This is a genomic window from Mycobacterium sp. TY814, from assembly GCF_030755175.1.
In the GTDB taxonomy this organism is placed as follows: domain Bacteria; phylum Actinomycetota; class Actinomycetes; order Mycobacteriales; family Mycobacteriaceae; genus Mycobacterium.
Window position 1 is genome coordinate 2187168 of the sequence record NZ_JAUFRY010000001.1, and the last position, 23232, is coordinate 2210399.

General features: G+C 64.5%; 22 protein-coding genes. 10 read left to right on the top strand and 12 right to left on the bottom strand.

The genetic code is table 11. From position 1 onward, the window contains the following. Positions 1–157: 157 nt before the first annotated feature. Both aceA and QXH22_RS09695 read right to left on the bottom strand, forming a co-directional pair. On the bottom strand, positions 158–1444 hold the full coding sequence (aceA, locus tag QXH22_RS09690; RefSeq protein ID WP_306242604.1) for an isocitrate lyase: 1287 nt from the start codon (positions 1442–1444) through the stop codon (positions 158–160). A 306-nt stretch (positions 1445–1750) separates the two neighbouring features. Then, a complete protein-coding gene (locus QXH22_RS09695) occupies positions 1751–2545 on the bottom strand; it encodes an acyl-[acyl-carrier-protein] thioesterase (protein ID WP_306242605.1) in 795 nt (264 codons plus the stop codon). Between the two features lie 177 nt (positions 2546–2722). On the opposite strand from QXH22_RS09695, the gene ramB reads away from it, so the two are divergent. Together ramB and QXH22_RS09705 are read left to right on the top strand one after the other, a co-directional pair. Continuing rightward, positions 2723–4150, top strand: a complete 1428-nt coding sequence (ramB, locus tag QXH22_RS09700; protein WP_306242606.1) for an acetate metabolism transcriptional regulator RamB — start codon at positions 2723–2725, stop codon at positions 4148–4150. Further along, on the top strand, positions 4147–4713 hold the full coding sequence (locus tag QXH22_RS09705) for a carboxymuconolactone decarboxylase family protein (protein ID WP_306242608.1): 567 nt from the start codon (positions 4147–4149) through the stop codon (positions 4711–4713). Before ramB ends, QXH22_RS09705 begins: the two co-directional genes overlap by 4 nt. A 2-nt stretch (positions 4714–4715) precedes the next feature. Here the strand turns inward: QXH22_RS09705 and QXH22_RS09710 are convergent, their stop codons facing one another. From QXH22_RS09710 to QXH22_RS09740, 7 genes are all read right to left on the bottom strand, one after another. Further along, positions 4716–5009 (bottom strand): hypothetical protein, encoded by a 294-nt coding sequence (locus tag QXH22_RS09710; RefSeq protein ID WP_306244457.1) that lies wholly within the window; start codon positions 5007–5009, stop codon positions 4716–4718. Between the two features lie 58 nt (positions 5010–5067). Then, positions 5068–5514, bottom strand: coding sequence for a hypothetical protein (locus QXH22_RS09715; protein ID WP_306242610.1), 447 nt, complete (start codon positions 5512–5514; stop codon positions 5068–5070). A 271-nt stretch (positions 5515–5785) separates the two neighbouring features. Next, positions 5786–7180: a dihydrolipoyl dehydrogenase gene (gene lpdA, locus QXH22_RS09720; protein WP_306275453.1), complete on the bottom strand. Its 1395-nt coding sequence runs from the start codon at positions 7178–7180 to the stop codon at positions 5786–5788. Positions 7181–7202: 22 nt separating this feature from the next. Continuing rightward, the gene (locus tag QXH22_RS09725; RefSeq protein ID WP_306275454.1) at positions 7203–7850 is read right to left on the bottom strand and encodes a hypothetical protein; all 648 of its coding nucleotides are present in this window, start codon (positions 7848–7850) and stop codon (positions 7203–7205) included. After that, entirely contained in the window at positions 7843–8121 is a 279-nt protein-coding gene (locus QXH22_RS09730) for a putative holin (protein ID WP_306242616.1), read from the bottom strand. Before QXH22_RS09730 ends, QXH22_RS09725 begins: the two co-directional genes overlap by 8 nt. A gap of 19 nt (positions 8122–8140) precedes the next feature. Then, positions 8141–8614 carry a DUF779 domain-containing protein gene (locus QXH22_RS09735; protein ID WP_306275455.1) on the bottom strand — a complete coding sequence of 158 codons (474 nt, stop codon included), beginning with the start codon at positions 8612–8614 and terminating at the stop codon, positions 8141–8143. Beyond that, positions 8614–10137, bottom strand: coding sequence for an aldehyde dehydrogenase family protein (locus QXH22_RS09740; RefSeq protein WP_306242620.1), 1524 nt, complete (start codon positions 10135–10137; stop codon positions 8614–8616). The genes QXH22_RS09735 and QXH22_RS09740 overlap by 1 nt, the downstream gene beginning before the upstream one ends. A 55-nt stretch (positions 10138–10192) precedes the next feature. Here QXH22_RS09740 and QXH22_RS09745 point away from each other — a divergent pair, with 55 nt between their 5' ends. The 6 genes from QXH22_RS09745 (at position 10193) to QXH22_RS09770 (ending at position 15311) form a co-directional block, all read left to right on the top strand. Beyond that, positions 10193–12223: a prolyl oligopeptidase family protein gene (locus QXH22_RS09745; protein WP_306275456.1), complete on the top strand. Its 2031-nt coding sequence runs from the start codon at positions 10193–10195 to the stop codon at positions 12221–12223. A gap of 52 nt (positions 12224–12275) precedes the next feature. Beyond that, positions 12276–12896 carry a DedA family protein gene (locus QXH22_RS09750; RefSeq protein ID WP_306242623.1) on the top strand — a complete coding sequence of 207 codons (621 nt, stop codon included), beginning with the start codon at positions 12276–12278 and terminating at the stop codon, positions 12894–12896. A gap of 44 nt (positions 12897–12940) precedes the next feature. Beyond that, entirely contained in the window at positions 12941–13861 is a 921-nt protein-coding gene (locus QXH22_RS09755) for a crotonase/enoyl-CoA hydratase family protein (RefSeq protein ID WP_306244460.1), read from the top strand. A 75-nt stretch (positions 13862–13936) separates the two neighbouring features. Then, entirely contained in the window at positions 13937–14395 is a 459-nt protein-coding gene (locus QXH22_RS09760) for a DUF5078 domain-containing protein (protein ID WP_306275457.1), read from the top strand. Positions 14396–14430: 35 nt separating this feature from the next. Beyond that, positions 14431–14643: a hypothetical protein gene (locus QXH22_RS09765; RefSeq protein WP_371934215.1), complete on the top strand. Its 213-nt coding sequence runs from the start codon at positions 14431–14433 to the stop codon at positions 14641–14643. A 344-nt stretch (positions 14644–14987) separates the two neighbouring features. After that, positions 14988–15311, top strand: a complete 324-nt coding sequence (locus tag QXH22_RS09770) for a hypothetical protein (RefSeq protein ID WP_065132712.1) — start codon at positions 14988–14990, stop codon at positions 15309–15311. Between the two features lie 36 nt (positions 15312–15347). Here QXH22_RS09770 and QXH22_RS09775 read toward each other — a convergent pair whose 3' ends face one another. From QXH22_RS09775 to QXH22_RS09785, 3 genes are all read right to left on the bottom strand, one after another. Next, positions 15348–18281 carry an RND family transporter gene (locus QXH22_RS09775; protein ID WP_306275458.1) on the bottom strand — a complete coding sequence of 978 codons (2934 nt, stop codon included), beginning with the start codon at positions 18279–18281 and terminating at the stop codon, positions 15348–15350. Continuing rightward, positions 18278–18835, bottom strand: coding sequence for an MmpS family transport accessory protein (locus tag QXH22_RS09780; RefSeq protein ID WP_306242633.1), 558 nt, complete (start codon positions 18833–18835; stop codon positions 18278–18280). Before QXH22_RS09780 ends, QXH22_RS09775 begins: the two co-directional genes overlap by 4 nt. A gap of 117 nt (positions 18836–18952) precedes the next feature. After that, entirely contained in the window at positions 18953–19639 is a 687-nt protein-coding gene (locus QXH22_RS09785) for a TetR family transcriptional regulator (protein WP_306275459.1), read from the bottom strand. 250 nt (positions 19640–19889) lie between these two features. Between QXH22_RS09785 and QXH22_RS09790 the strand changes: the two genes are divergently transcribed. Beyond that, on the top strand, positions 19890–20312 hold the full coding sequence (locus QXH22_RS09790; RefSeq protein WP_306275460.1) for an MmpS family protein: 423 nt from the start codon (positions 19890–19892) through the stop codon (positions 20310–20312). Positions 20313–20395: 83 nt separating this feature from the next. Then, the gene (locus tag QXH22_RS09795; RefSeq protein WP_306276004.1) at positions 20396–23224 is read left to right on the top strand and encodes an RND family transporter; all 2829 of its coding nucleotides are present in this window, start codon (positions 20396–20398) and stop codon (positions 23222–23224) included. Positions 23225–23232 lie beyond the last annotated feature (8 nt).

Here is a 23232-nt window from a genome sequence, read left to right on the forward strand (position 1 = left end):
TTGTCTCTCCCGAGTCTGTGGTTGCACCGGAATAGGCCCCGCCCAGGTTGCCTGGGCGGGGCCTACTGTACTCAATCGTCTGTCGCGAGCAGACGCAAGCTCGCATCAAATGGGCTGCAGAAGTGCGAGTTTGCGCCTGCTCGACGAAGGAATCAGATCAGTGAAACTGGCCCTCTTCGGTCGAGCCGGCCAGAGCCGTCGTCGACGAAGTCGGGTCGACGGTCGTGGCGATCCGGTCGAAGTAACCGGCGCCCACCTCGCGCTGGTGCTTGGTGGCGGTGTAGCCGCGCTCCTCGGCAGCGAACTCGCGCTCCTGCAGCTCGACGTACGCGCTCATCTGCTTGCGGGCGTAGCCGTGGGCCAGATCGAACATCGAGTAGTTCAGGGCGTGGAAGCCGGCCAGCGTGATGAACTGGAACTTGAAGCCCATCGCACCGAGCTCCTTCTGGAACTTGGCGATCGTGTCGTCGTCGAGGTGCTTCTTCCAGTTGAACGACGGCGAGCAGTTGTAGGCCAGCAGCTGGTCGGGGAACTCGCTCTTGACGCCCTCGGCGAACTTCTTGGCCAGCTCCAGGTCCGGGGTACCGGTCTCCATCCAGATCAGGTCGGAGAAGGGTGCGTAGGCCTTGGCGCGGGCGATGCAGGGCTCCAGACCGTTCTTGATGCGGTAGAAGCCTTCGTTGGTGCGCTCGCCGGTGATGAACGGGCGGTCCCGCTCGTCGACGTCGGAGGTGATCAGCGTGGCGGCCTCGGCGTCGGTGCGCGCGATGACGACCGTGGGAACGCCAGCGACGTCAGCCGCCAGACGGGCCGAGGTCAGGGTGCGGATGTGCTGCTGGGTGGGGATCAGCACCTTGCCGCCCAGGTGGCCACACTTCTTCTCCGAGGCCAGCTGGTCTTCCCAGTGCGAACCCGCGACACCGGCGGCGATCATCGCTTTCTGCAGCTCGTAGACGTTCAGCGCGCCACCGAAGCCGGCCTCACCGTCGGCGACGATCGGAGCCAGCCAGTTGTCCACCGAACGGTCGCCCTCGACCTTGGCGATCTCGTCGGCGCGAAGCAGTGCGTTGTTGATGCGACGCACGACCTGCGGCACCGAGTTGGCGGGGTAGAGGCTCTGGTCGGGGTAGGTGTGGCCGGAGAGGTTGGCGTCACCGGCGACCTGCCAACCCGACAGGTAGATCGCCTTCAGGCCGGCGCGGACCTGCTGGACGGCCATGTTGCCGGTCAGCGCGCCCAGCGCGTTGACGAAGTCCATCTCGTGCAGCTGCTCCCAGAGCACCTCGGCGCCGCGGCGGGCGAGGGTGTGCTCCTCGACGACGTGACCCTGCAGCGCCACGACGTCCTGCGGGGTGTAGGTGCGCTTGACGCCCTTCCAGCGGGGGTTGTGGTCCCAGTCGTGCTGGATCTGCTCAGCGCTCTTCGGGGTGCCGACTTCGGACATGGGGCTGCTCCTTACGGTCATTCTTTGACTGAAATTTGCTTGCGATGGGTCTTGCGATGAAGCAAGCCACCGCGGTGCGGATCGAAGCTAGAGGTTTAACTTCGCCTCGACTTCACTGATGTGCTAACTCGACCATGGCACAGTGCATTCCCGCTGGTCCACCCATTTCACTTGCGAATTTTGGCTATGACCTGTGGTCATTTTGCGAAGGTTGCGAAGCTGGCGAACTACTGAACCGGTTCAGAAGCTACCGGCCGGTAACCGAAACCTGCAGGTCATCGGCAATTTACCGGGACGCTTGTCCGGTTAAAGAGTGAACAGCGCGGCGACGGCTTTGGTCTCGTCGCCGACCGCATATGTGAGCGTTGTAACAGTCCGGTCCGCGAGCTCGGAACCGAACTGGTCGGTCGAACCGGCGGGGTGCACGTGCGAGATGATCTCCAGCTTGTCGCCCAGCGCGACGGGCGCCTCGTGCTCGATGGTCACGCGCAGGGGCAGTGTCATCAGCTCGGGGTGGGAGGCCAGGTAGTCCTCGACCACGCTCCAGTAGACCGAGTTGTTCATGTGGTCGAACAGGTCGATGTCGGTCACCCGCACGGGGAACTCGTGGATCTCGGTTGCGTCATCGCGGCCACCGGGCTTGAGGTAACCCTTCCAGCGCAGCCGCTCTACCGTGGTGGTCTTGTGCAGACCGGCGAGGAAGTCGTCGGCGATGCGCGCCGGCATCTCGGTTTCCTTGTTCACGTGGATCCAGAACGCCTCGGACTCGATCAGCCCGCCTTTGCGTCCGTCGATGCGGACCCGCATCTCGCACCACCGGTTAGAGGTGCCCGAACACCAGCGCCGGCAGCGCAGCATGTCCTGGAACTCGATGGGGCGGATCAGGTCCACCATCGTTCGCCGCACGATCCAGAGCGGATGGGTCTCCTCGAAGCCCATCTCACGCAGCTGGTCCTGCCCGATGTCCTGGATGTGCCGGCATGCCGCGTCTAACCGCAACCGCCCGGTTCGGTCGATGTCACCGACGCGCAGCGGCCACTCGCGATCGAAGACATCGGGGCTACCGTCGGGCACCGGCATCAACTTTTTGTCCAGGCTCACGGCGCTGCTCCCCGTTTCCTCCTCGTGCGAAAACCAGGTTAACCCTGGGGACTTCGAAGCGAATCATGCCAACGACGCCTGCTAAAGACCAATCGCATCACCGGTGGCCATACCGGTGTCGAGCCGCCTGCCAAGTCTGCAAAGCAAGTCTTCGCAACCACGACTACGCTGGTCAGAGTGTCTAAAACGTTCGTCGGCGCGCGCGTGCGCCAGCTTCGCAGCGAACGCGGATTCAGCCAGGCCGCGTTGGCTCAGATGCTCGACATCTCACCCAGTTATCTCAACCAGATCGAGCACGACGTCCGCCCCCTGACCGTGGCGGTGCTGCTGCGGATCACCGAGGTGTTCGGGGTGGATGCCACCTTCTTCGCCTCCCAGGACGACACCCGCCTGGTCGCCGAGCTGCGCGAGGTGACCATGGACCGCGACCTGGACATCGAGGTGGACCCGACCGAGATCGCCGAGATGGTCAACACCCACCCGAGCCTGGCTCGCGCGATGGTCAACCTGCACCGGCGCTACCGGATCACCACCGCCCAACTGGCTGCCGCCACTGAGGAGCGCTACTTCGACGGCAGCAGCGGGAGCGGGTCGATCACGATGCCCCACGAAGAGGTGCGCGACTACTTCTACGAACGCCAGAATTACCTGCATGAGCTGGACACCGCGGCCGAGGAACTCACCGTCAAGATGCGGATGCACCACGGGGATCTGGCGCGGGAACTGACCCGCCGGCTCACCGAGGTTCACGGAGTCCACATCACCAGGCGCATCGATCTCGGCGACACGGTGCTGCACCGCTACGACCCTGCGACCAAGACGCTGGAGATGAGCAATCACCTTGCCTCCGGGCAGCAGGTGTTCAAGATGGCGGCCGAGCTGGCCTACCTCGAATACGGCGACCTGATCGACACCATGGTCACCGACGGCAAATTCACCAGCGACGAGTCGCGGACGCTGGCCCGGCTGGGGCTGGCGAACTACTTCGCCGCCGCCGCGGTGCTGCCCTACCGCCAGTTCCACGACGTCGCCGAGAATTTCCGCTACGACGTCGAACGGCTGTCGGCCTTCTACCAGATCAGCTACGAGACCATCGCGCACCGGCTTTCCACGTTGCAACGCCCCTCGATGCGCGGCGTACCGCTGTCATTCGTCCGGGTCGACCGCGCCGGCAACATGTCAAAGCGTCAGTCCGCCACCGGGTTTCACTTCTCCTCCACCGGCGGCACCTGCCCGTTGTGGAACGTCTACGAGACCTTCGCCAACCCCGGCAAGATCCTGGTGCAGATCGCTCAGATGCCGGACGGGCGCAATTACATGTGGGTGGCCCGTACCGTCGAACGGCGCGCGGCCCGGTATGGTCAGCCCGGAAAAACCTTCGCGATCGGGCTCGGCTGCGAACTTCGTCATGCGCACCGACTCGTCTACTCAGAGGGGCTGAGCTTGTCTGGGGACCTGAAAATGATTGCTACGCCGATCGGCGCGGGTTGCCGGGTGTGCGAACGCGACAACTGTCCGCAGCGGGCGTTCCCGGCGCTGGGCCGTGCGCTCGATATCGACGAGCACCGCAGCACCGTCTCCCCCTACCTGGTCAAGCAAGCATGACCGGCAATCAGGTCGCCCGCATCCCACCCGGCCGGTTCCGCCAGCTGGGTCCGATCAACTGGGTGGTCGCGAAGCTCGCCGCGCGCAAGGTGGGCGCACCCGAGATGCATCTGTTCACCACGCTCGGTTCCCGCCAGGGCCTGTTCTGGACGTGGGCGATCTATTCCGGGCGCCTGATGCGGGGACGGTTGCCGACCATCGACACCGAGCTGGTCATTCTGCGGGTCGGCCATCTGCGGTCCTGCGAATACGAACTGCAGCATCATCGCGGGATGGCACGCAAAGCGGGGTTGGACGCCCAGACGCAGGCCACCATCTTCGCCTGGCCCGAGGCACCACCGGGAGACGGGCCCCGCAAGGTGCTCAGCGCCCGCCAGCAGGCGCTGTTGAACGCGACCGACGAGCTGATCAAGGACCGCACCATCTCCGAGGAGACCTGGCGGCAACTGGCGGCTCACCTCAACCGCGCCCGGCTGATCGAATTCTGCATGCTCGCCACGCAGTACGACGGGCTGGCCGCAACGATCACCGCACTGAGGATTCCGCTGGACAACCCGCGGTAGCGTCAGAGATACAGGTTGGCCAGCACGGCCAGGGTCAGCGCCACGGGAAGCACCGGAACACCGAAGGCGAACGCAGACCATCCGTATCGGCGACGCCAGCGCATCAGCAAGCCGCAGATCACCGCGCCGACCGCGATTGCACCCGACACCACCAGCACCGCCAGGCTCCATGTGCCGACCGTCGTGAGATCGTCGCCGATGGTGATCGCAGCCAGCCAGAGGACGTAGCCGACGAGCAATCCCCCGATCGCGCCGACCACGACCGCACTGTGCCGCGGCTCCTCATTGCGGGACATGAACACCTGGCGATGGTATCTCCCGCCGCGGTGAGCGGCCGCCGCGGAAGGTCTGCGGTCAGCCGATCGGGGTGAGGGTGAACCTGTCGTGGTGGTCATCGAGGGTGCAGGGCGCCACCGATGAGGGGTGGGCGAAGTCCACTTCGCCGGTGAGCGTGGCCGGGTCCCACCATTGCGTGACGTTCACCGGATGACTGCGGCCGCCGAGTACGAGTTCACCGATGAAGTAGGAAGGGCATTCCAGGCCGTCCATGATGATCCGGTTGCTGACATAGCGGCCGTTCTCCAGCCGGGCGTCGAAGCTGCGGCCCGACCCGGTGGTCACATGGGCGACGCAGGCGGGGCTGCAGGTGGTGGTGATCGTCCACGTGCCCGAGTCTCCGTCCTCGTCGGCGTAGTGGTAGACACCGTTCATCGTCGGATTCTCGGCCGCGGCCTGTGGTGCCGCGCCCAGCCCCAACCCGAAGAGTAGAGCGATTGACGCGGGAAAAATGTTGAACCTCATGTGTTTCGGCCCTCAGGTTGTTGGAGCGGCGGAGCGGACGAGGCAGCCAGCGACGGCGAGTTTCCTCGCCGACGCACCCGCACCGCCCCACCTAACACGAAAGGTAGATTACGAAAAATTCTTCGTCAATGAGCCGCGGGTACTCCCTGGGCGTATTCATAGAAAGCCGTTGGCTACCGAATGCTGCGCTGCGCTTGGGGACACCACGAATCCGCGCAGGCCGCGGCCGAAAGGACGACCCGCCACCCACGCTCACCCGCGATCGCGAGTTCTAGAAATTGATCATGTGCCCGATCAGTCCGTGGAAGCACTCCTGCAGCGCCTCGGACATGGTCGGATGCGTGTGCACATTGCGGGCCAGTTCGTTGGCGGTCAGGTCCCACTTCTGCGCCAGCGTGAGCTCCGGCAGCAGCTCGGAGACGTCGTGACCCACCAGGTGCCCACCGATGAGCTCCCCGTACTTGGCGTCGGCGATCAGCTTGACGAAGCCGCTCGGGTCGCCGACACCGTGCGCCTTGGCGTTGGCGGTGAACGGGAACTTGGCCACCACCACGTCGTAGCCTTCGTCGCGAGCCTGCTCCTCGGTGAGGCCGAAGCTGGCGACATTGGGCTGACAGAACGTGGCGCGCGGCAACATCCGGTAGTCCCCCAGCGCCAAAGTCTCTGCGCCGGCGATGGTTTCAGCCGCCACGACACCCATCGCCTCGGCGACGTGGGCCAGCATCAGCTTGCCTGTGACATCGCCGATGGCGTAGATGTGCGGCACGGAAGTCTGCATGTAATCGGTGATGCCGATCGCCTTGCGGTCGGTGAGCCCCACTCCGGCTTTGTCCAGCCCGTAGCCCTCGACGTTGGGCGCAAAGCCGATGGCCTGCAACACTTTCTCGGCTTTGAGGTCCTCACTCTTGCCGTCCTTGCTCACCGACACGGTGACCTCGGAACCATTGTCAGTGATGGATTCCACCTTGGTGCCGGTGAGGATCTTGATGCCCAGTTTCTTGAACGCCTTCTCGATCTCCTTGGAGGAGTCGGCGTCCTCGTTGGGCAGCGCCCGGGGCAGGAACTCGACGATGGTGACGTCGACGCCGTAGTTCTTCATCACGTACCCGAATTCCATGCCGATGGCGCCGGCGCCGGCGATGATCACCGACTTCGGAAGCTCGCGGGTCATGATCAGCTTCTCGTAGGTCACCACGTTTTCCGACAGCGACGTGCCCGGAACCAGGCGAGTGCTGCTACCGGTGGCGATGATGGCGTTGTCGAACGTGACCTCTTCGGTCCCGCCGTCGTTCAGCTCGACCGAAATCGTGTTGGCATCGGTGAACCTGCCGTACCCGTGGATCTCGGTGATCTTGTTCTTCTTCATCAGGTAGTGCACACCGGCCACCCGGCCGTCGGCCACCTTGCGGCTGCGGTCGAACGCCACCCCGAAGTCGAAGGTCGCCTCTCCGCTGATGCCGAAGGCTTTGGCTTCCTTGGTGAAGATGTGGGCGAGCTCGGCGTTGCGCAGCAACGCCTTCGACGGGATGCAACCGACGTTGAGGCAGACGCCGCCCCAATACTTCGGTTCGATGATTGCGGTGTTCAACCCGAGCTGTGCGGCACGAATGGCTGCTACGTATCCGCCGGGACCTGCTCCGAGAACGACGACGTCATAGTGGGTCACGGCCCTAACCCTAATCGCCCAATTATTCGGGCACTACGCCCATCACACACGGCGTGGTCACCCGCTCGCAGTAGTACGACCCGTACAAGGGTGCCGCGGCAGCGACGGAGGCGAACGGCGCCGACATCACAGCGACGGCCAGAGCGGCGACCAGGGGCTTGGATTGCACCATCGCCAGAACCGGGCCGGCCACCGCGCAAGCCAGCACGTACACGAACGTCGCGAACACCGGTGGCGTCTTGTCGATGGTGTGGTACCACCAGTAGAACAGGCTGAGCCCGAAGACCGCCGCGAAGAACCACACCCCGAACAGCACCAGGACCAGCTTCCACCATTTCAGGTAGAGGTAGCGGCCGGGAACGGCGATCGGCCCGGGCGCCTCGGCCAGCGCATCCGGCCCGGCGTCCGGCTGAGCCACCGCGGCCGGCGTCACCGGCTTCGGCTCCTCCTCGACGGGCGCCGGTCCGGCATTCTTGACCGGCTCCTCTTCGAGGCCGGCCAGCGGCAGAAACGGTTGGGAGTCGGTGTCGAAATCCGGAACGAACGGCACGGACGGTTCACCGGCGTCGTACCTGGGAGCGACCGGCAGTTCGCCGGAGTCGAAATCGGGCACGAAAGGTTCGGTGCCCGGGCTGGACTCGCGGTCCTGCTCGGTCTTCTTCTCAGCCATGGGAGACCACCTGCATGGCGACGAGCATGCCCAGCCAGCCGGGTCCCAGCGCCAGGATGGCCGCGCCGAGCATGGTCACCCATCGACGCCCGGAGAACAGGATCACCGACAGTCCGACCAGGGCCGGGACCCCGACCACCAGCGCAATGGCGATGTCCGGCCGCACCCGGGCGTGTATCAGCAGGCTCGACGCCACCGCCAGCAGCTGCCCCACCGCACTGCCCGCCAGCATGGCGCTGGCCAGCAGCCACGCGCGCGGAAGGGGGATCACGGTAGACGACCTTACTGAACTACCGAGGCGGCGCTGGGCACGTCCCCGGCGAGTTGTCGGTCACAAGATGGCCTCGTATCGACGGCCTTTCGCCACGCTCGTAGGCCGCGCCCGTGATCACCGGTTGCGCTTGCAGCTCCGCACTTTCGGTCTCGGTGAAGACCCGGCCGCGGCTGAGGAATCGCATCCCCTCCGGCGCTTCCAGGCTGAAGCCGCCGCCGCGGCCGGGCACCACATCGATGACCAGTTGGGTGTGCTTCCAGGTCTCGTACTGCGGGCCGGAGATCCATACGGGAACGCCTTCGGCGCCGACGTCGAGAACGCCCAGCAGGACGTCGCGGTCGCCCACCAGGAAGTCCCCGCGCGGGTAACACATCGGCGACGACCCGTCGCAGCAGCCACCGGACTGGTGGAACATCACCGGTCCGTGCCGGTCCTGCAAACGCTCCAGCAGTTCGGCGGCGGAGGCGGTGATGAGCGCCCCCGGGATCATCAGAAGAAGCCCTGCGCCTTCTCGGAGTAGGACACCAGCATGTTCTTGGTCTGCTGGTAGTGCTCGAGCGCCATCAGGTGACCTTCGCGCCCGAAGCCGGACTGCTTGTAACCGCCGAATGCCGAGTGCGGCGGGTACACGTGATAGCAGTTCACCCAGACCCGCCCGGCCTTGATGTCGCGCCCGGCCCGGTAGGCGGTGTTGCCGTTGCGGCTCCACACACCCGCCCCCAGACCGTAGAGGGTGTCGTTGGCGATCCCGATCGCGTCGTCGTAGCTGTCGAACGGGGTTACCGCCACTACCGGTCCGAAGATCTCTTCCTGGAAGATCCGCATCTTGTTGTTGCCGCTGAAGATCGTCGGCTGCATGTAGAAGCCGCCGGACAGGTCGCCGCCCAGTTCGGCACGCTCGCCGCCGGTGATGATCTTGGCGCCTTCGCCTTTGCCGATCTCGATGTAGGACAGGATCTTCTCCAACTGGTCGTTGGACGCCTGGGATCCCAGCATGGTCTCGGAGTCGAGCGGGTCACCCTGCCGGACGGCCTTGGTCCGGATCGCGGCCAACTCCAAAAACTCGTCGTGGATATCGGACTGCACCAGGCTGCGCGACGGGCAGGTGCAGACTTCGCCCTGGTTGAGGGCGAACATGGTGAAGCCTTCCAGCGCCTTGTCCTGGAAGTCGTCGCCGGCGGCCATCACGTCGGAGAAGAAGATGTTCGGGCTTTTGCCGCCGAGTTCCAGGGTGACCGGGATCAGATTCTGCGAGGCGTACTGCATGATGAGTCGCCCGGTGGTGGTCTCCCCGGTGAAGGCGACCTTGGCGATCCGGTTGCTCGAGGCCAGCGGTTTACCGGCCTCGGCACCGAAGCCGTTGACGACGTTGAGCACTCCCGGCGGCAGCAGGTCACCGATCAGCGACATCAGGTACAGGATCGAGGCCGGGGTCTGTTCGGCTGGCTTCAGCACGATCGCGTTGCCGGCCGCCAGCGCCGGTGCCAGTTTCCACGCGCCCATCAGGATCGGGAAGTTCCAGGGGATGATCTGCCCGACGACGCCGAGCGGTTCGTGGAAGTGGTAGGCGACGGTGTCGTCGTCGATCTGCGACAGGGCGCCCTCCTGGGCCCGGATGGCGGCCGCGAAGTACCGGAAATGGTCGGCGGCCAACGGAATGTCGGCGGCCAGCGCCTCGCGGATGGGCTTGCCGTTGTCCCATACTTCGGCCACCGCGAGCGCGGCGGTGTTCGCCTCGATACGGTCGGCGATCTTGTTCAGAATCGCGGCCCGTTCGGCTGGCGATGTCTTGCCCCAGGCCGGTGCCGCACCGTGTGCGGCATCCAGCGCCTTCTCGATGTCGGTTTCGTCGGACCGCGGAATTTCGCAGAACGGCTGGCCGGTCACCGGCGACGGGTTCTCGAAGTAGCGGCCCGCGGCGGGCGCGACCCACTCGCCGCCGATGAAGTTCCCGTACCGCGACTCATACGACATCAGCGCCCCGGAAGTCCCCGGACGTGCAAAGACAGGCATCTGTTCGGCTCCTCGTTAGTTCATGTAATACAGCTCACACTACCGCTGGGCCAGAATGGCTTCCATGCCATCTGAGACTGCCGACGACCCCTACCTCTGGCTCGAAGACGTCACCGGAGAGGAGGCACTGGATTGGGTGCGCGCCCGCAACGAGCCGACCAAAAAGGAGTTCTGCGACGCCGAGTTCGAGACGATGCGCACCGAGGCGCTGGAGGTGCTCGACACCGACGCCCGGATCCCTTACGTGCGCCGGCGGGGGGACTACCTGTACGACTTCTGGCGCGATGCCAAGAACCCCCGCGGCCTGTGGCGGCGCACCACGCTGGAGAGCTACCGCACCGACTCGCCCGAGTGGGATGTGGTGATCGACGTCGACGAGTTGGGCCGTGCGGACAACCGGAACTGGGTGTGGGCCGGCGCTGAGGTGATCGAACCCGAGCTCACCCGAGCCCTGGTCAGCCTTTCGCCGGGCGGCTCGGATGCCGTCGTTGTGCGCGAATTCGACATGGTGACAAGGGAATTCGTTGCCGGCGGGTTCGAGTTGCCGGAGGCCAAGTCACAGATCGGGTGGGACGACCCGGACACCGTCCTGGTGGGCACCGACTTCGGCCCGGGCTCGATGACCGAATCCGGTTATCCGCGAATCCTCAAGCGGTGGCGGCGCGGCACGCCACTGGCCGAGGCGGAGACGATTTTCGAGGGCGAGCCCACTGACGTCAGCGCGGGCGGCTCGAAAGACCGCACGCCGGGCTTCGAACGTACCTTCATCGGCCGCTCCCTGGACTTCTGGAATCGCCAGCGCTACGAGTTGCGCGGCACCGAACTCATCTCCATCGACGTGCCGACGGACGCCAGCAGCATGTCGGTGCACCGCGAGTGGTTGCTGGTCGAGCTGCGCACCGACTGGACCGTCAATGACACGACCTATCGCGCCGGTTCCCTCCTGGCCGCCAACTACGACGAATTCATCAGCGGCGCAAGAGATCTCACGGTGGTGTTCGAGCCCGATGAACACACCTGCCTCTACTACCACGCCTGGACGAGGGACCGGCTGCTGCTCGTCACGCTGGCCGACGTGGCCAGCCGGGTGGAGATCGTCATTCCGGGAACCTGGCAGCGCGAGCCGCTGTCGGGTTTGCCCGAGTCGACGAACACCGTGATCACGGCCGCCGACGACACCGGCGACGAGTTCTTCCTGGACTCCAGCGGATTCACCGCCCCGTCTCGGCTGTTGCGCGGCACCGGCACCGACGGCCTCGAGCCGATCAAGTCGGCGCCGTCCTTCTTCGACGCTGAAAACCTTTCAGTCGAACAGCATTTCGTCACGTCGCAGGACGGCACCTCGGTCCCGTACTTCGTGGTCCGCCCCGCAGACACCACGGGACCGACCCCCACCCTGCTCTACGGCTACGGCGGCTTCGAGACCTCGCTTACTCCCGGCTACAGCGGGGTGCTGGGCCGGCTGTGGCTGGCCCGCGGCGGTACCTACGTGCTGGCCAACATCCGCGGGGGCGGGGAGTATGGACCGGGCTGGCACACCCAGGCGATGCGCGAAGGGCGGCACAAGGTGGCCGAAGACTTCGTGGCTGTCGCCGACGATCTGGTCCGGCGCGGCATCACCACGGTCGGCCAACTCGGCGCCCAGGGCGGCAGCAACGGCGGCCTGCTGATGGGAATCATGTTGACCACGTACCCGGAGAAGTTCGGCGCGCTGGTCTGCAGCGTGCCCCTGCTGGACATGAAGCGCTACCACCTGCTGCTGGCCGGCGCCTCCTGGGTGGCCGAATACGGCGACCCGGACAACCCGGAAGATTGGGCGTTCATCTCCGAATACTCGCCGTACCAGAACATTTCGGCGGACCGGAAGTATCCGCCGATCCTGCTGACCACATCCACCCGCGACGACCGGGTGCATCCCGGCCACGCCCGCAAGATGACCGCCGCCCTCGAGGCCACCGGCCACCGGGTCTGGTACTACGAGAACATCGAGGGTGGACACGGCGGCGCCGCCGACAACGAGCAACTCGCGTTCAAGTCGGCGCTGAGCTACTCATTCCTGTGGCGGATGCTGGCAACCGACACGTAGCTGTGACGGTTACAACGTCTAGCTGCAAGCAGCATCGGGCACCCTGGAACCCATGTCCGCGCAACTGCCGGGAATCTTCGACACGCTTGCCCCCAGCCTCGACAGGTACGGGTACGCGGCGATCGGGGTTCTGGTGGGGCTGGAAGGGATCGGAATACCGCTTCCAGGCCAGCTGATCCTCATCGCGGGTGGTATCTACGCGGCCAGCGGCCATCTGACCCTGGTCCCGGTACTGGTCGCAGGGCTGCTCGCGGCGATGGGCGGGGACAACGCCGGCTATGCCATCGGCCGCTACGGTGGCCGTGAGCTGGTGCTGCGGTTCGGTCCGTATGTGCTGCTCACGCCGGATCGGCTGGCCAAGGCGGAGCGCTTCTTCGCCAGGCGCGGCCATCTGGTGGTCTCCCTCGGGCGCTTCGTCGACGGACTCCGCCAGGCCAGCGGCATAGCCGCGGGACTGGCACGGATGAATTGGCGCCGCTACCTGGCCTACAACGCGCTGGGCTCCGCGGTGTGGGTGGCCGTCTGGGTGCTCGCCGGATATCTGGCCGGCAACCACATCGAGACGCTCTATGCCGCATTCCAGCGCTACGGCATCTACCTGCTGGCCACGTGCGCAGCCGTCGCGTTCGCCGTGGTGGCCGGGCTGGCGATGAGACGTCGCCAGCAGGCTTGACACCATAAATCCGCGCGGCTTCGCTTCTGTTCATGCCTTCTGTCATGCCGTCTCGGGAGCCCGAATTCGAAACGCTGCTGTACTCGAGCAAGGGTCCGGTGGCCACGATCACCCTCAATCGACCCGAGCAGCTGAACACGATCGTCCCGCCGATGCCCGACGAGATCGAGGCCGCCATCGGCCTGGCCGAACGTGACCACGACATCAAGGTCATCGTGCTGCGCGGCGCCGGACGGGCCTTCTCCGGCGGTTTTGACTTCGGCGGAGGCTTCCAACACTGGGGCGAGGGCATGATGACCGACGGCCAGTGGGATCCGGGAAAGGATTTCGCCATGGTCAGCGCGCGCGAGACCGCGCCGACGCAGAAGTTCATGGCCATCTGGCGGGCTTCGAAACCGGTGATCGCGCAGGTGCACGGCTGGTGCGTCGGCGGGGCCAGCGACTACGCCCTGTGCGCCGACATCGTGATCGCCAGCGAGGACGCGGTGATCGGCACCCCGTACAGCAGGATGTGGGGCGCCTACTTGACCGGCATGTGGCTGTACCGGCTGAGTTTGGCCAAGGTGAAATGGCATGCGCTGACCGGTCGGCCGCTGACCGGCGTACAGGCCGCCGAGGTGGAACTGATCAACGAGGCGGTCCCGTTCGAACGGCTGGAGGCCCGGGTCGCCGAGGTCGCGGCGGAGCTGGCGCAGATCCCGTTGTCGCAGCTGCGGGCACAGAAGCTGATCGTCAATCAGGCCTACGAGAACATGGGCCTGGCTTCCACCCAGTTGCTGGGCGGCATTCTCGACGGCCTGATGCGCAACACCCCCGACGCGCTGGACTTCATCCGCACCGCCGAGACGCAGGGTGTGCGGGCTGCGGTGGAGCGCCGGGACGGCCCGTTCGGCGACTACAGCCAGGCTCCCCCCGATCTGAGGCCGAACCCGTCACACGTGATAGTTCCTGATCGCGAAGGGTAGTAAGATCGACTAGGAAATCGATTAGGAAATCGCCGTCGGAAATTTTTGAAACCACGAAAGTGTTACGAAATCATGATGTCTCGGCTGAGTAACGGCCTGCGTGCAGGCGCTTTTCTCCTTGCTCTCGCGATCGCCGCGGTGGCCTTCCCGACGGCGGTCATTCCGGTAGCCAAGGCCGATTCCACGGAGGATTTTCCGATCCCTCGCCGGATGATCGCGACCACCTGCGACGCTGAGCAGTATCTGGCGGCCGTGCGGGATACCAGCCCGGTGTACTACGAGCGGTACATGATCGACTTCAACAACCATGCGAACCTGCAGGAAGCGACGATCAACAAGGCGCACTGGTTCTTCTCGCTGTCACCGGCGGAACGCAGGGACTACTCGGAGAACTTCTACAACGGCGACCCGCTGACGTTCGCCTGGGTCAATCACATGAAGATCTTCTTCAACAACAAGGGCGTGGTCGCCAAGGGCACCGACGCCTGCAACGGCTACCCGGCCGGCGACATGTCGGTCTGGAACTGGGCGTAAGCAACGTGCGCGCACGCAAGCTCATCGCCGCAGCGATGATGACGGCGGTCGCTCCCCTCGCGATCGCGTTCAGCAGTAGTCCCGCGCACGCCGATACCGATCTCGGCAAACAATGCTCACCGGAGGGCGCGAAGGTCTGGGGTAAGCCCGGCCCCATCTACTGTGAGCGCCAGGCGGACGGCCAGTTGCAATGGGTCTCCATTCCGGTCTCCGCACTGTGCGTGGCGTTCTGCGTCAACCAGCCCTAGGGGCGCCTTGAGACCGAGCGAGCCGAGGCCCGTTCCGGACCCTTCCCACGGGATCCGCTAGCAGATTTTTTTGATTCTGTCCTGAGATTGAGAAGCGGAAATTTCATCCGTTCAGAGGCCGTTCCCGGGGCTCTTCCGACCCGATGACCTGCGGGCTAGCGCTAGGTGGCACCGAAAGTACGGTTTCGGCGGAGCGTTGCAACCGCCCGTCCATGCATAAATCATCGTCCGGGCCCTTGCCGCGGCGGGTCAAACGAACCCATAATGGACCTCCGGCCAGCCAGACATCGGCTCGATCTGCGAGTGATGGTTGTGACTGAGTTCCGGAAGCTGGAGGACATCGCATGAGCCAAACGACTGGCAATGGCATCCCTGGCACGCTCGCGGCCCTGGACTGGCAGACCATCACCTGTCAATTCGAAGCCGGCTGCACCAACCGGGCAACTCACATCGTCCACCGGCACGCGGTGGATGAATGCAATCACCCCCACGTCGACCCGTTCGGAAACATCGTCGAGATCGTCTGCATAGCGTGCCTGTGGCGCGCGGAGGCCGAGATCCTGGTGCAGGTGGGCCAGCTCAGACGCTCATCGGGTGCCTACTGCCTGACGTGCGGGGCCCCGGTCTCGGAGTTGAGCGACATCATGCGCGACGTCGTCGCGCTCTAGAAAACACACCCTCACCAGCGCCCTGCGCCAGCCGCGCTAACGCCGTGTCACCACTCCGGCCGCTGGTTGTTCGTCCACGTCGCTGCCGATGAGTTCACGCACCGCCGGACGAGGTCCGTAGGGTCGTAGCATGGTGCTGGCCGGCCGTGGGCGCACGTGCTGCGGCCACCAGAACCACCGCCCGAGCAGGGTGGCCAGCGACGGCGTCATGAACGATCGCACGATCAATGTGTCGAACAACAGTCCCAGTGCGATCGTCGTACCCACCTGGGCCATGACTTTCAAAGGGCTGAAGGCGAACGTGCCCATGGTGGCGGCGAACACCAGACCTGCGGCGGTCACCACCGAGCCCGAACCCGCCATCGCGCGGATGGTCCCCGTCTTGAGACCGGCATGGATCTCCTCCTTGAACCGCGATATCAGCAGCAGGTTGTAGTCGGAGCCGACCGCCAGTAGCAGGATGATCGCCATCGCCAGCACCATCCAGTGCAACTTCATGCCCAGGATGTACTGCCAGAGGAGCACGGAGAGTCCGAACGAGGCGCCCAGCGACAACAGCACCGTGCCGACGATCACGACGGCCGCCACGACACTTCGGGTGATCACCAGCATGATGATGAAAATCAATGTGGCAGCAGATATTCCGGCGATCAGCAGGTCGATGTTCGAACCATCGTGCATGTCCTTGTACGTCGCCGCGGTGCCGCCGAGGTAGACCTTGGCTCCCTCCCAGGGTGTTCCCTTGATCGCCTCGTGCACGGCCCGCTTGATCGGTTCGATGAGGTTGATGCCTTCCGGGGACGCCGGGTCGCCTTCATGCGAGATGATCAACCGGACCGCGTGCCCGTCCGGTGAGATGAACTGTTTGAGACCCCGCGCGAAATCCGGGCTCTGGAACGCTTCCGGCGGAAGGTAGAACGTGTCGTCGTTCTTCGCCCTGTCGAACGCGTCCCCCTCGGCGGTGGCGTTATCGGCCTGCGCCCTGGCCTGGTCGTTGAGACCCGTCGTCGTCGCATAGTTCGACATGATGGTGTCGAGATTGCGCTGCTGGCTTTCGATCTGCGGGGGTATCAACGCGACGAGCTTGGGCTGAATCGCATCCAGCCTGTCCAGGTTCTGGCTTAGGGCCAGGATGTTCTGCGCCACTTGGTCGATGCCGTCGAGCGCATTGAAGATGGACCGCAGCGCCCAGCAGATTGGGATGTCGAAACAGTGCTTCTCCCAATAGAAGTAGCTGCGGATCGGTCGGAAGAAGTCATCGAAGGTGGCGATATCGTCGCGCAGCGCCTCGGTGATCTTCACCGTTTCCTTGGTGAGCTTGGTGGTTTCGTGCGTCGTGTTGCTGAGGTCCTGGGTGACCTGCATCTGCTCACGCAGCGTGGCCATCGTCTTGCGCAATTCGCCCGCTTGGTTCAGCAGGTTCTTGGCCTGCTCATCCTGGAAGTGTTCGGTCTGCTGCCGCCCGGCGGCCTGGGCGCCAATCTGAAAACCGAGGGTGCTGTGGTCGAGTGGCGTGCCCAATGGCCGGGTAATGGTCTGCACCCGGCCGATGCCGGGGATGTGAAAGACCGCCTTGGCGACCTTGTCCAGCACCAGGAAGTCGGCCGAGTTACGCAGGTCGTGATCGGTCTCGATCATCAACAACTCAGGATTGAGCCGAGCCTGGTTGAAGTGCCGGTCGGCGGCCGCGTAACCGATGTTGGCGGGGGTGTCCTCGGGCAGGAAGTGACGGGTGTCGTAGTCCGTCTTGTAGCCCGGCAGAGCGATCAGACCGACCAGGGCAACCGCGATCGTGACCGCGAAAACCGGTGCGGGCCAACGGACGATCGCGGTGCCGATGCGGCGCCAGCCCCGAGTCTGCAGCTTTCGCTTCGGATCGAGAAGTTTGAAGAACGACGCCACGGTGAGTACCGCAGGCCCCAGCGTCAAGGCCGCGAGCACGGCCACCAACATGCCGATGGCACACGGTGCGCCAAGTGACTCGAAATACGGCAATCGGCAGAAGCTCAGGCAGTACATCGCGCCGGCGATGGTCAGGCCCGACCCGAGCACGACGTGCGCGGTGCTGTGGAACATGGTGTAGAAGGCTTGTTCGCGAGTCTCCCCCAAGCCACGGGCCTCGTGGTAGCGGCCGACCACGAAAATCGCGTAGTCCGTACCGGCAGCGATCGCCATCAACACCAGCAGGTTGTTGGCGAACGTGGAGAGTCCGATGATCTCGTAGTTGGCCAGCAGGGCAACCACGCCGCGGGCTGCCAACAGTTCGACGAAGACCATGAACAACACGGCCAGGACGGTGATGAGCGAGCGGTAGACGAAGAGCAGCATCACGAAGATCACCAGGATCGTGACCAGGGTGACGATCGCGACGCCTTTCTCGCCGGCGTGGGACTGGTCGGCGAACAGCGGACCCGCGCCGGTGACGTAAGCCTTGATGCCCTGCGGGGCCGGCACCGAGTTCACGATCTTGCGGACCGCGTCGGCGGACTCAGCGGACAGGCCACCGCCCATGTTGCCGGCGAGGTAGACCTGAACGTAGGCGGCCTTCTGGTCGTGGCTCTGGGACCCCGCGGCGGTCAAGGGATCGCTCCAGAAGTCCTGCACGTGCTGAACGTGTTTCGTGTCTTCCTGGATTCGCCGGACGATCTCGTCGTAGTAGCGGTGCGCCTCGGCCCCCAGCGGTTTGTCGCCCTCCAGCACGATCATCGCCGAGCTGTCGGAATCGAACTCCTTGAACGTCTTACCGACCCGCATCATCGACTGGAACGACGCCGCATCGGTGGGGCTCTGCGACACCGAATGGGTCTTGGCGACGGCCTCCAGCTGCGGCGCAACGGTATTGGTCACCACGACTATGCCCAGCCACACCAGCACAATGGGCAGTGCCAGCCGATGGATCATCCGCGGTAGGAACGGCGGGATCAGCGGCTGGTCGACGCGCGGCGGCGGAGCCTCGGTGGTCTCGCTCATGCGGACTTGTCCAGGCAGTAGACGAAGGCGTTGACGGTCTCGCTGGGGGGCGACTGATTCGGCGCCTTGACGATGTCACCCTTGCCGTCGTTGTTGTTGACGAGGAACCGGCAGGCGATCCAGCTGCCGTTGCCTTGCGCCATCAGGTTGGCCGGGATCCCGGGTTTCGTTGACTTCAATTCCGTCTTCCACGGTAGGGGCACATTCAGAGCCTGCTGCGGATGGGAGTTCTCATCGAGATACGTGATAGTCGCGGTGCTGCCGGGCGAACCCCAGACCTCGAGGGTGATGGTCTTGGGATTGAACTGATCGATGACGTCACCGGAGGAGCCGCCACCGAACGAACCGCTGTGAACACCGAAGATCCCGTGCAACCGGTAGACCGCGAACCCCGACAGCGCGACGACGGCCAGCACGGTGAGGATGAGCCAGAACCGGCTGGCTACGCTCATCAGACCTTTGCGCTTGGCCCGTGGGCGAGTCGCCGTCTTGCCTTCGCCGCCAGCAGAATCCGGGGTCGTCAACGGTTCGGTCCTTGGCTCAGTCGTCGTCATGGGCGCGTCCTAACCAGTGACGAGAGCCGCCAACCAATTAGCCTGTATGTCAACTTAGCCTCTCTAACCTAATCCACAAACTGTAGGAAGTCTCGGCAGGCGGGCTTGTCATCGGGTTCATCGGGACCCCGGAAGCGAGCCGATGCAGGTTGCGGTGAGCACGCGGGTGAGGGCAGACCCGAAGTCCATGTTCCATTCGGCCGGCAGCACCTCGGGATCTTCCTTGTAGACGTCCGAGATCCGCTCCGGCGGATTTGAGATCTGCCAGAACGCCGCGGCCAGCGAGTAGGCCGCGATGAGGATGTCGAAAGCGCCCGACCGGCCGAGCTCCGGCAGCGCCTGCTCGATCGCGTCGGCGAGCGCGATCGCTGCGGCGGAAATGGTTCGCCGAATCTCGATGACCCGTTCGATCTCGACTTCGTGTTCGAGATGAAGGTGCAGGTTGGCCAGCAGGTCGCAGAAAAGCGGGTCAGCGGCGAGGCCGTCGGCCAGTGTTTCGGCCACCCGCTCGGCGGTCATCGGTCCGGACGCAGCCAAGCTCTCGCACACCCTGCCCGACCACCGCACCCAACCTTCGGCGGCCAGATGCAGCAGCACCTCCTTGTGGGAGGTGAAGTACCGGCGCACCGCCGAATAGTGGATGCCCGCGCGGCTGGCCACCGCCGTCAATGTCACTGACGCGACACCGGTTTCCGACGCTATCGAGCGCGCGGCTTCCACCAGCGCCGCGGCTCGCTGGCGCTTGTTCTCTTCGGTGCGGGCGCGCCGGAAACTGAGTTGCGCCACCGGCCGAGGATAACGCACACACTGTGATTTGCGGAGGAAAATCGTCGTTTTACGCACGCGATATGCCTTAGAATCGGCCCCTTAACGGAAGGAGCCCGCCTCGGCCCCGACGCCTCCGTGTTTTACTTAGGTAAGGCTAATTGTGTTCGCGATGCGTTGTCCCAGCTGCGCAGTGCGACCGGTCGAATGAAGACGCAAGCGTCTCCTAGGGCGGGTATCGTCCGACCTGAGCGATGCCCAACGGTGAAAGGGACCTGAGATTTTCAAGGTGCTGTCGCGCGTGTGGATTCCACTCGTGATCGTGGCGGTGTTGGTGACCGCCGCCTTCATCGTGAACCGGGTCCATGGCTACTTCGGTTCGGAGAAGCGGGCGTCGTACGCGGACAGCAACCTGAAGAACCCAGAACCGTTCAACCCCAAGCGAATCACCTACGAGGTATTCGGCCCGAGCGGCACAATTGCCGACATCAGTTACTTCGACGTGAACGCCGACCCGCAGCGCGTGGACAACGCGCGGCTGCCCTGGTCGCTGCACATCAGCACGACCAAGGCGGCAATGGTGGGCAACCTGATGGCCCAAGGTGACAGCGACAGCATCGGCTGCCGAATCCTGATCGACGACGAGGTCAAGTCGGAGCGAATCTCCAACGAGGTCAACGCCTTTACCTTCTGCCTGGTCAAGTCCGCGTGAGTACTACCTTGGACTACCGAGCCGACGACCGCCCGGGCGGGCCTGCCGTCGAGACGCCTCTCCACCGCCCCTTCATCCCGCGGATGATCCACGCCTTCGCGGTGCCGATCATCCTGTTCTGGGTGCTGGTCGTCGTCGGGGTGAGCCTGCTTGTTCCGTCATTGGAAGTAGTCGGGCAGCAGCGCTCGGTGTCGCTGAGCCCCAAGGACGCCCCGTCGTTCGTCGCCCTCAAGCGGATCAGTCACGTCTTCAAGGAAGGCGAGACCGACAGCGTCGCGATGATCGTGCTGGAGAGCGAACAGCCCCTCGGCGACGCTGCGCACAAGTACTACGACGATCTGATCCGCAAGCTGCGTGCGGACAAGCACGTGCTGAGCATCCAGGATTTCTGGGGCGATCCCCTGACCGCGGCGGGTGCGCAGAGCAACGACGGCAAAGCCGTCACCGTCCAGCTGAACCTCGCCGGCAATCAGGGTGAGCCGCTGGCCAACGAATCCGTCGAGGCCGTGCGCAAGGTCGTGGACGCCAACCCGCCACCGCCCGGCCTCAAGGCCTATGTCACCGGGGCCTCGGCCCTGGCCGCAGACCTGCAGCACAGCGGCGACCGATCGATGGCCAAGATCACGATCACCACGGTTGTGGTCATCCTGTTCATGCTCATGTTCATCTATCGATCGCCCCTCACGGTGATCCTGTTGCTGGTCACCGTCGGTATCGAACTGAGCGCGGCCCGGGGCGCGGTCGCCATACTCGGGACCAACGCGCTCATCAGCCTGTCCACCTTCGCCGTCAGTCTGCTCACCTCGCTGGCGATCGCAGCCGGCACCGACTACGGCATCTTCATCATCGGCCGATATCAGGAAGCCCGGCAGGCCGGTGAGGATCGGGAAACCGCGTTCTACACGATGTATCACGGCACCGCCCACGTCATTCTGGGATCCGGTCTGACGATCGCAGGCGCGACGCTGTGTCTGGGCTTCGCCCGCATGCCCTACTTCCAGACGCTGGGTATCCCATGCGCGGTCGGCATGCTGATCGCGGTGCTGGTCGCCCTGACGCTGGGTCCGGCCGTGCTCGTCGTCGGCAGCCGGTTCGGCGTATTCGACCCCAAGCGGGTGCTCTCGGTCCGGGGCTGGCGCCGGGTCGGTACGGCCGTCGTGCGCTGGCCACTGCCGATTCTCGCCGTCACGTGCGTGATCGCGCTGATCGGCCTGATCACCCTGCCCGGCTACAAACCCAGCTACGACGACCGCGCCTACCTACCCAGCTTCATCCCGGCCAACCAGGGCTTCGTCGTCGCCGACCGACACTTCTCCCAGGCTCGGATGAAGCCGGAGATCCTGATGATCGAGTCCGATCACGACATGCGGAATCCGGCCGACTTCCTGGTTCTGGACAAGTTGGCCAAGGGCATTTTCCGGGTGCCCGGGATATCGCGTGTGCAGGCCATCACCAGGCCGGACGGCACCCCGATGGACCACACGTCGATACCGTTCCAGATGAGCATGCAGAACGCCGGTCAGATGCAGGCCGTTAAGTACCAGCGCGACCGGATGAACGACATGCTCAAGCAGGCCGATGAGATGAGCAAGACCATCGCCCTGATGCAGCGGATGTACGGCCTGATGACCCAGCTGACCGGGGTCACCCACAAGATGGTCGGCGACACCGAAGAGATGCAGCAGATCACCCGGGAGTTGCGCGACAAACTCGCCAACTTCGACGATTTCTTGCGGCCGATCCGATCATATTTCTACTGGGAAAAGCACTGCTACGACATCCCGGCCTGCTGGTCGTTGCGGTCGGTCTTCGACGCCCTCGACGGCATCGACCAGATCGACGAGAAGCTGGACGTTCTGGTCGGCGACATCAAACAGCTCGACGTGCTGATGCCGCAGATGATCGCCACGTTCCCCCCGATGATCGACACCATGGTCAGCATGCGAACGATGATCCTGACCATGCACAGCACCATGTCGGGGATCTTCGACCAGATGGACGAGATGAGCGACAACGCGACGGCGATGGGCCATGCGTTCGACGCCGCGAAGAACGACGACTCGTTCTATCTGCCCCCGGAAGTGTTCAAGAACGCCGACTTCAAGCGCGCCATGAAGAACTTCCTGTCCGCCGACGGGCACGCGGCGCGGTTCATCATCCTGCATCGGGGTGACCCCGCCTCGGCGGAGGGCATCGCGAGCATCGACAAGATCCAGACGGCCGCAGAGGAATCGCTCAAGGGCACCCCCCTGGAAGACTCGAAGATCTACGTCGCCGGAATGGGTGCCGTCGTCAAGGACATCTCCGAAGGCGCCAAGTGGGACCTGGTGATCGCCGGGATCTCGTCGCTGTGCCTGATCTTCATCATCATGCTGATTCTGACCAGGGCCTTCGTGGCGGCCGCGGTGATCGTCGGCACCGTCGCGCTCTCGCTGGGCGCCTCCTTCGGTCTCTCGGTGCTGGTGTGGCAACACATCTTCGGCATACCGCTGCACTGGCTGGTGCTGGCGATGTCGGTGATCGTGCTGCTCGCCGTGGGGTCGGACTACAACCTGTTGCTGGTCTCGCGTTTCAAACAGGAGATTCATGCCGGCCTCAATACCGGGATCATTCGTTCGATGGGCGGCACCGGCAAAGTCGTGACCAATGCGGGGCTGGTCTTCGCGTTCACGATGGCGTCCATGATCATCGGCGACGCCCGGATGATCGGGCAGGTGGGCACCACCATCGGCCTGGGTCTGCTGTTCGACACGCTGATCGTGCGGGCCTTCATGACGCCCTCGATCGCGGCGCTGCTGGGCCGCTGGTTCTGGTGGCCCATCCGGGTGCGGTCCCGCCCCGCCCGTAGCCCCAGACTCCCCCGCGAGGAGCCGGTCACCGAGAGGTCACCGGCGTTGACCGCCGAGCGCTAACCCGTCCG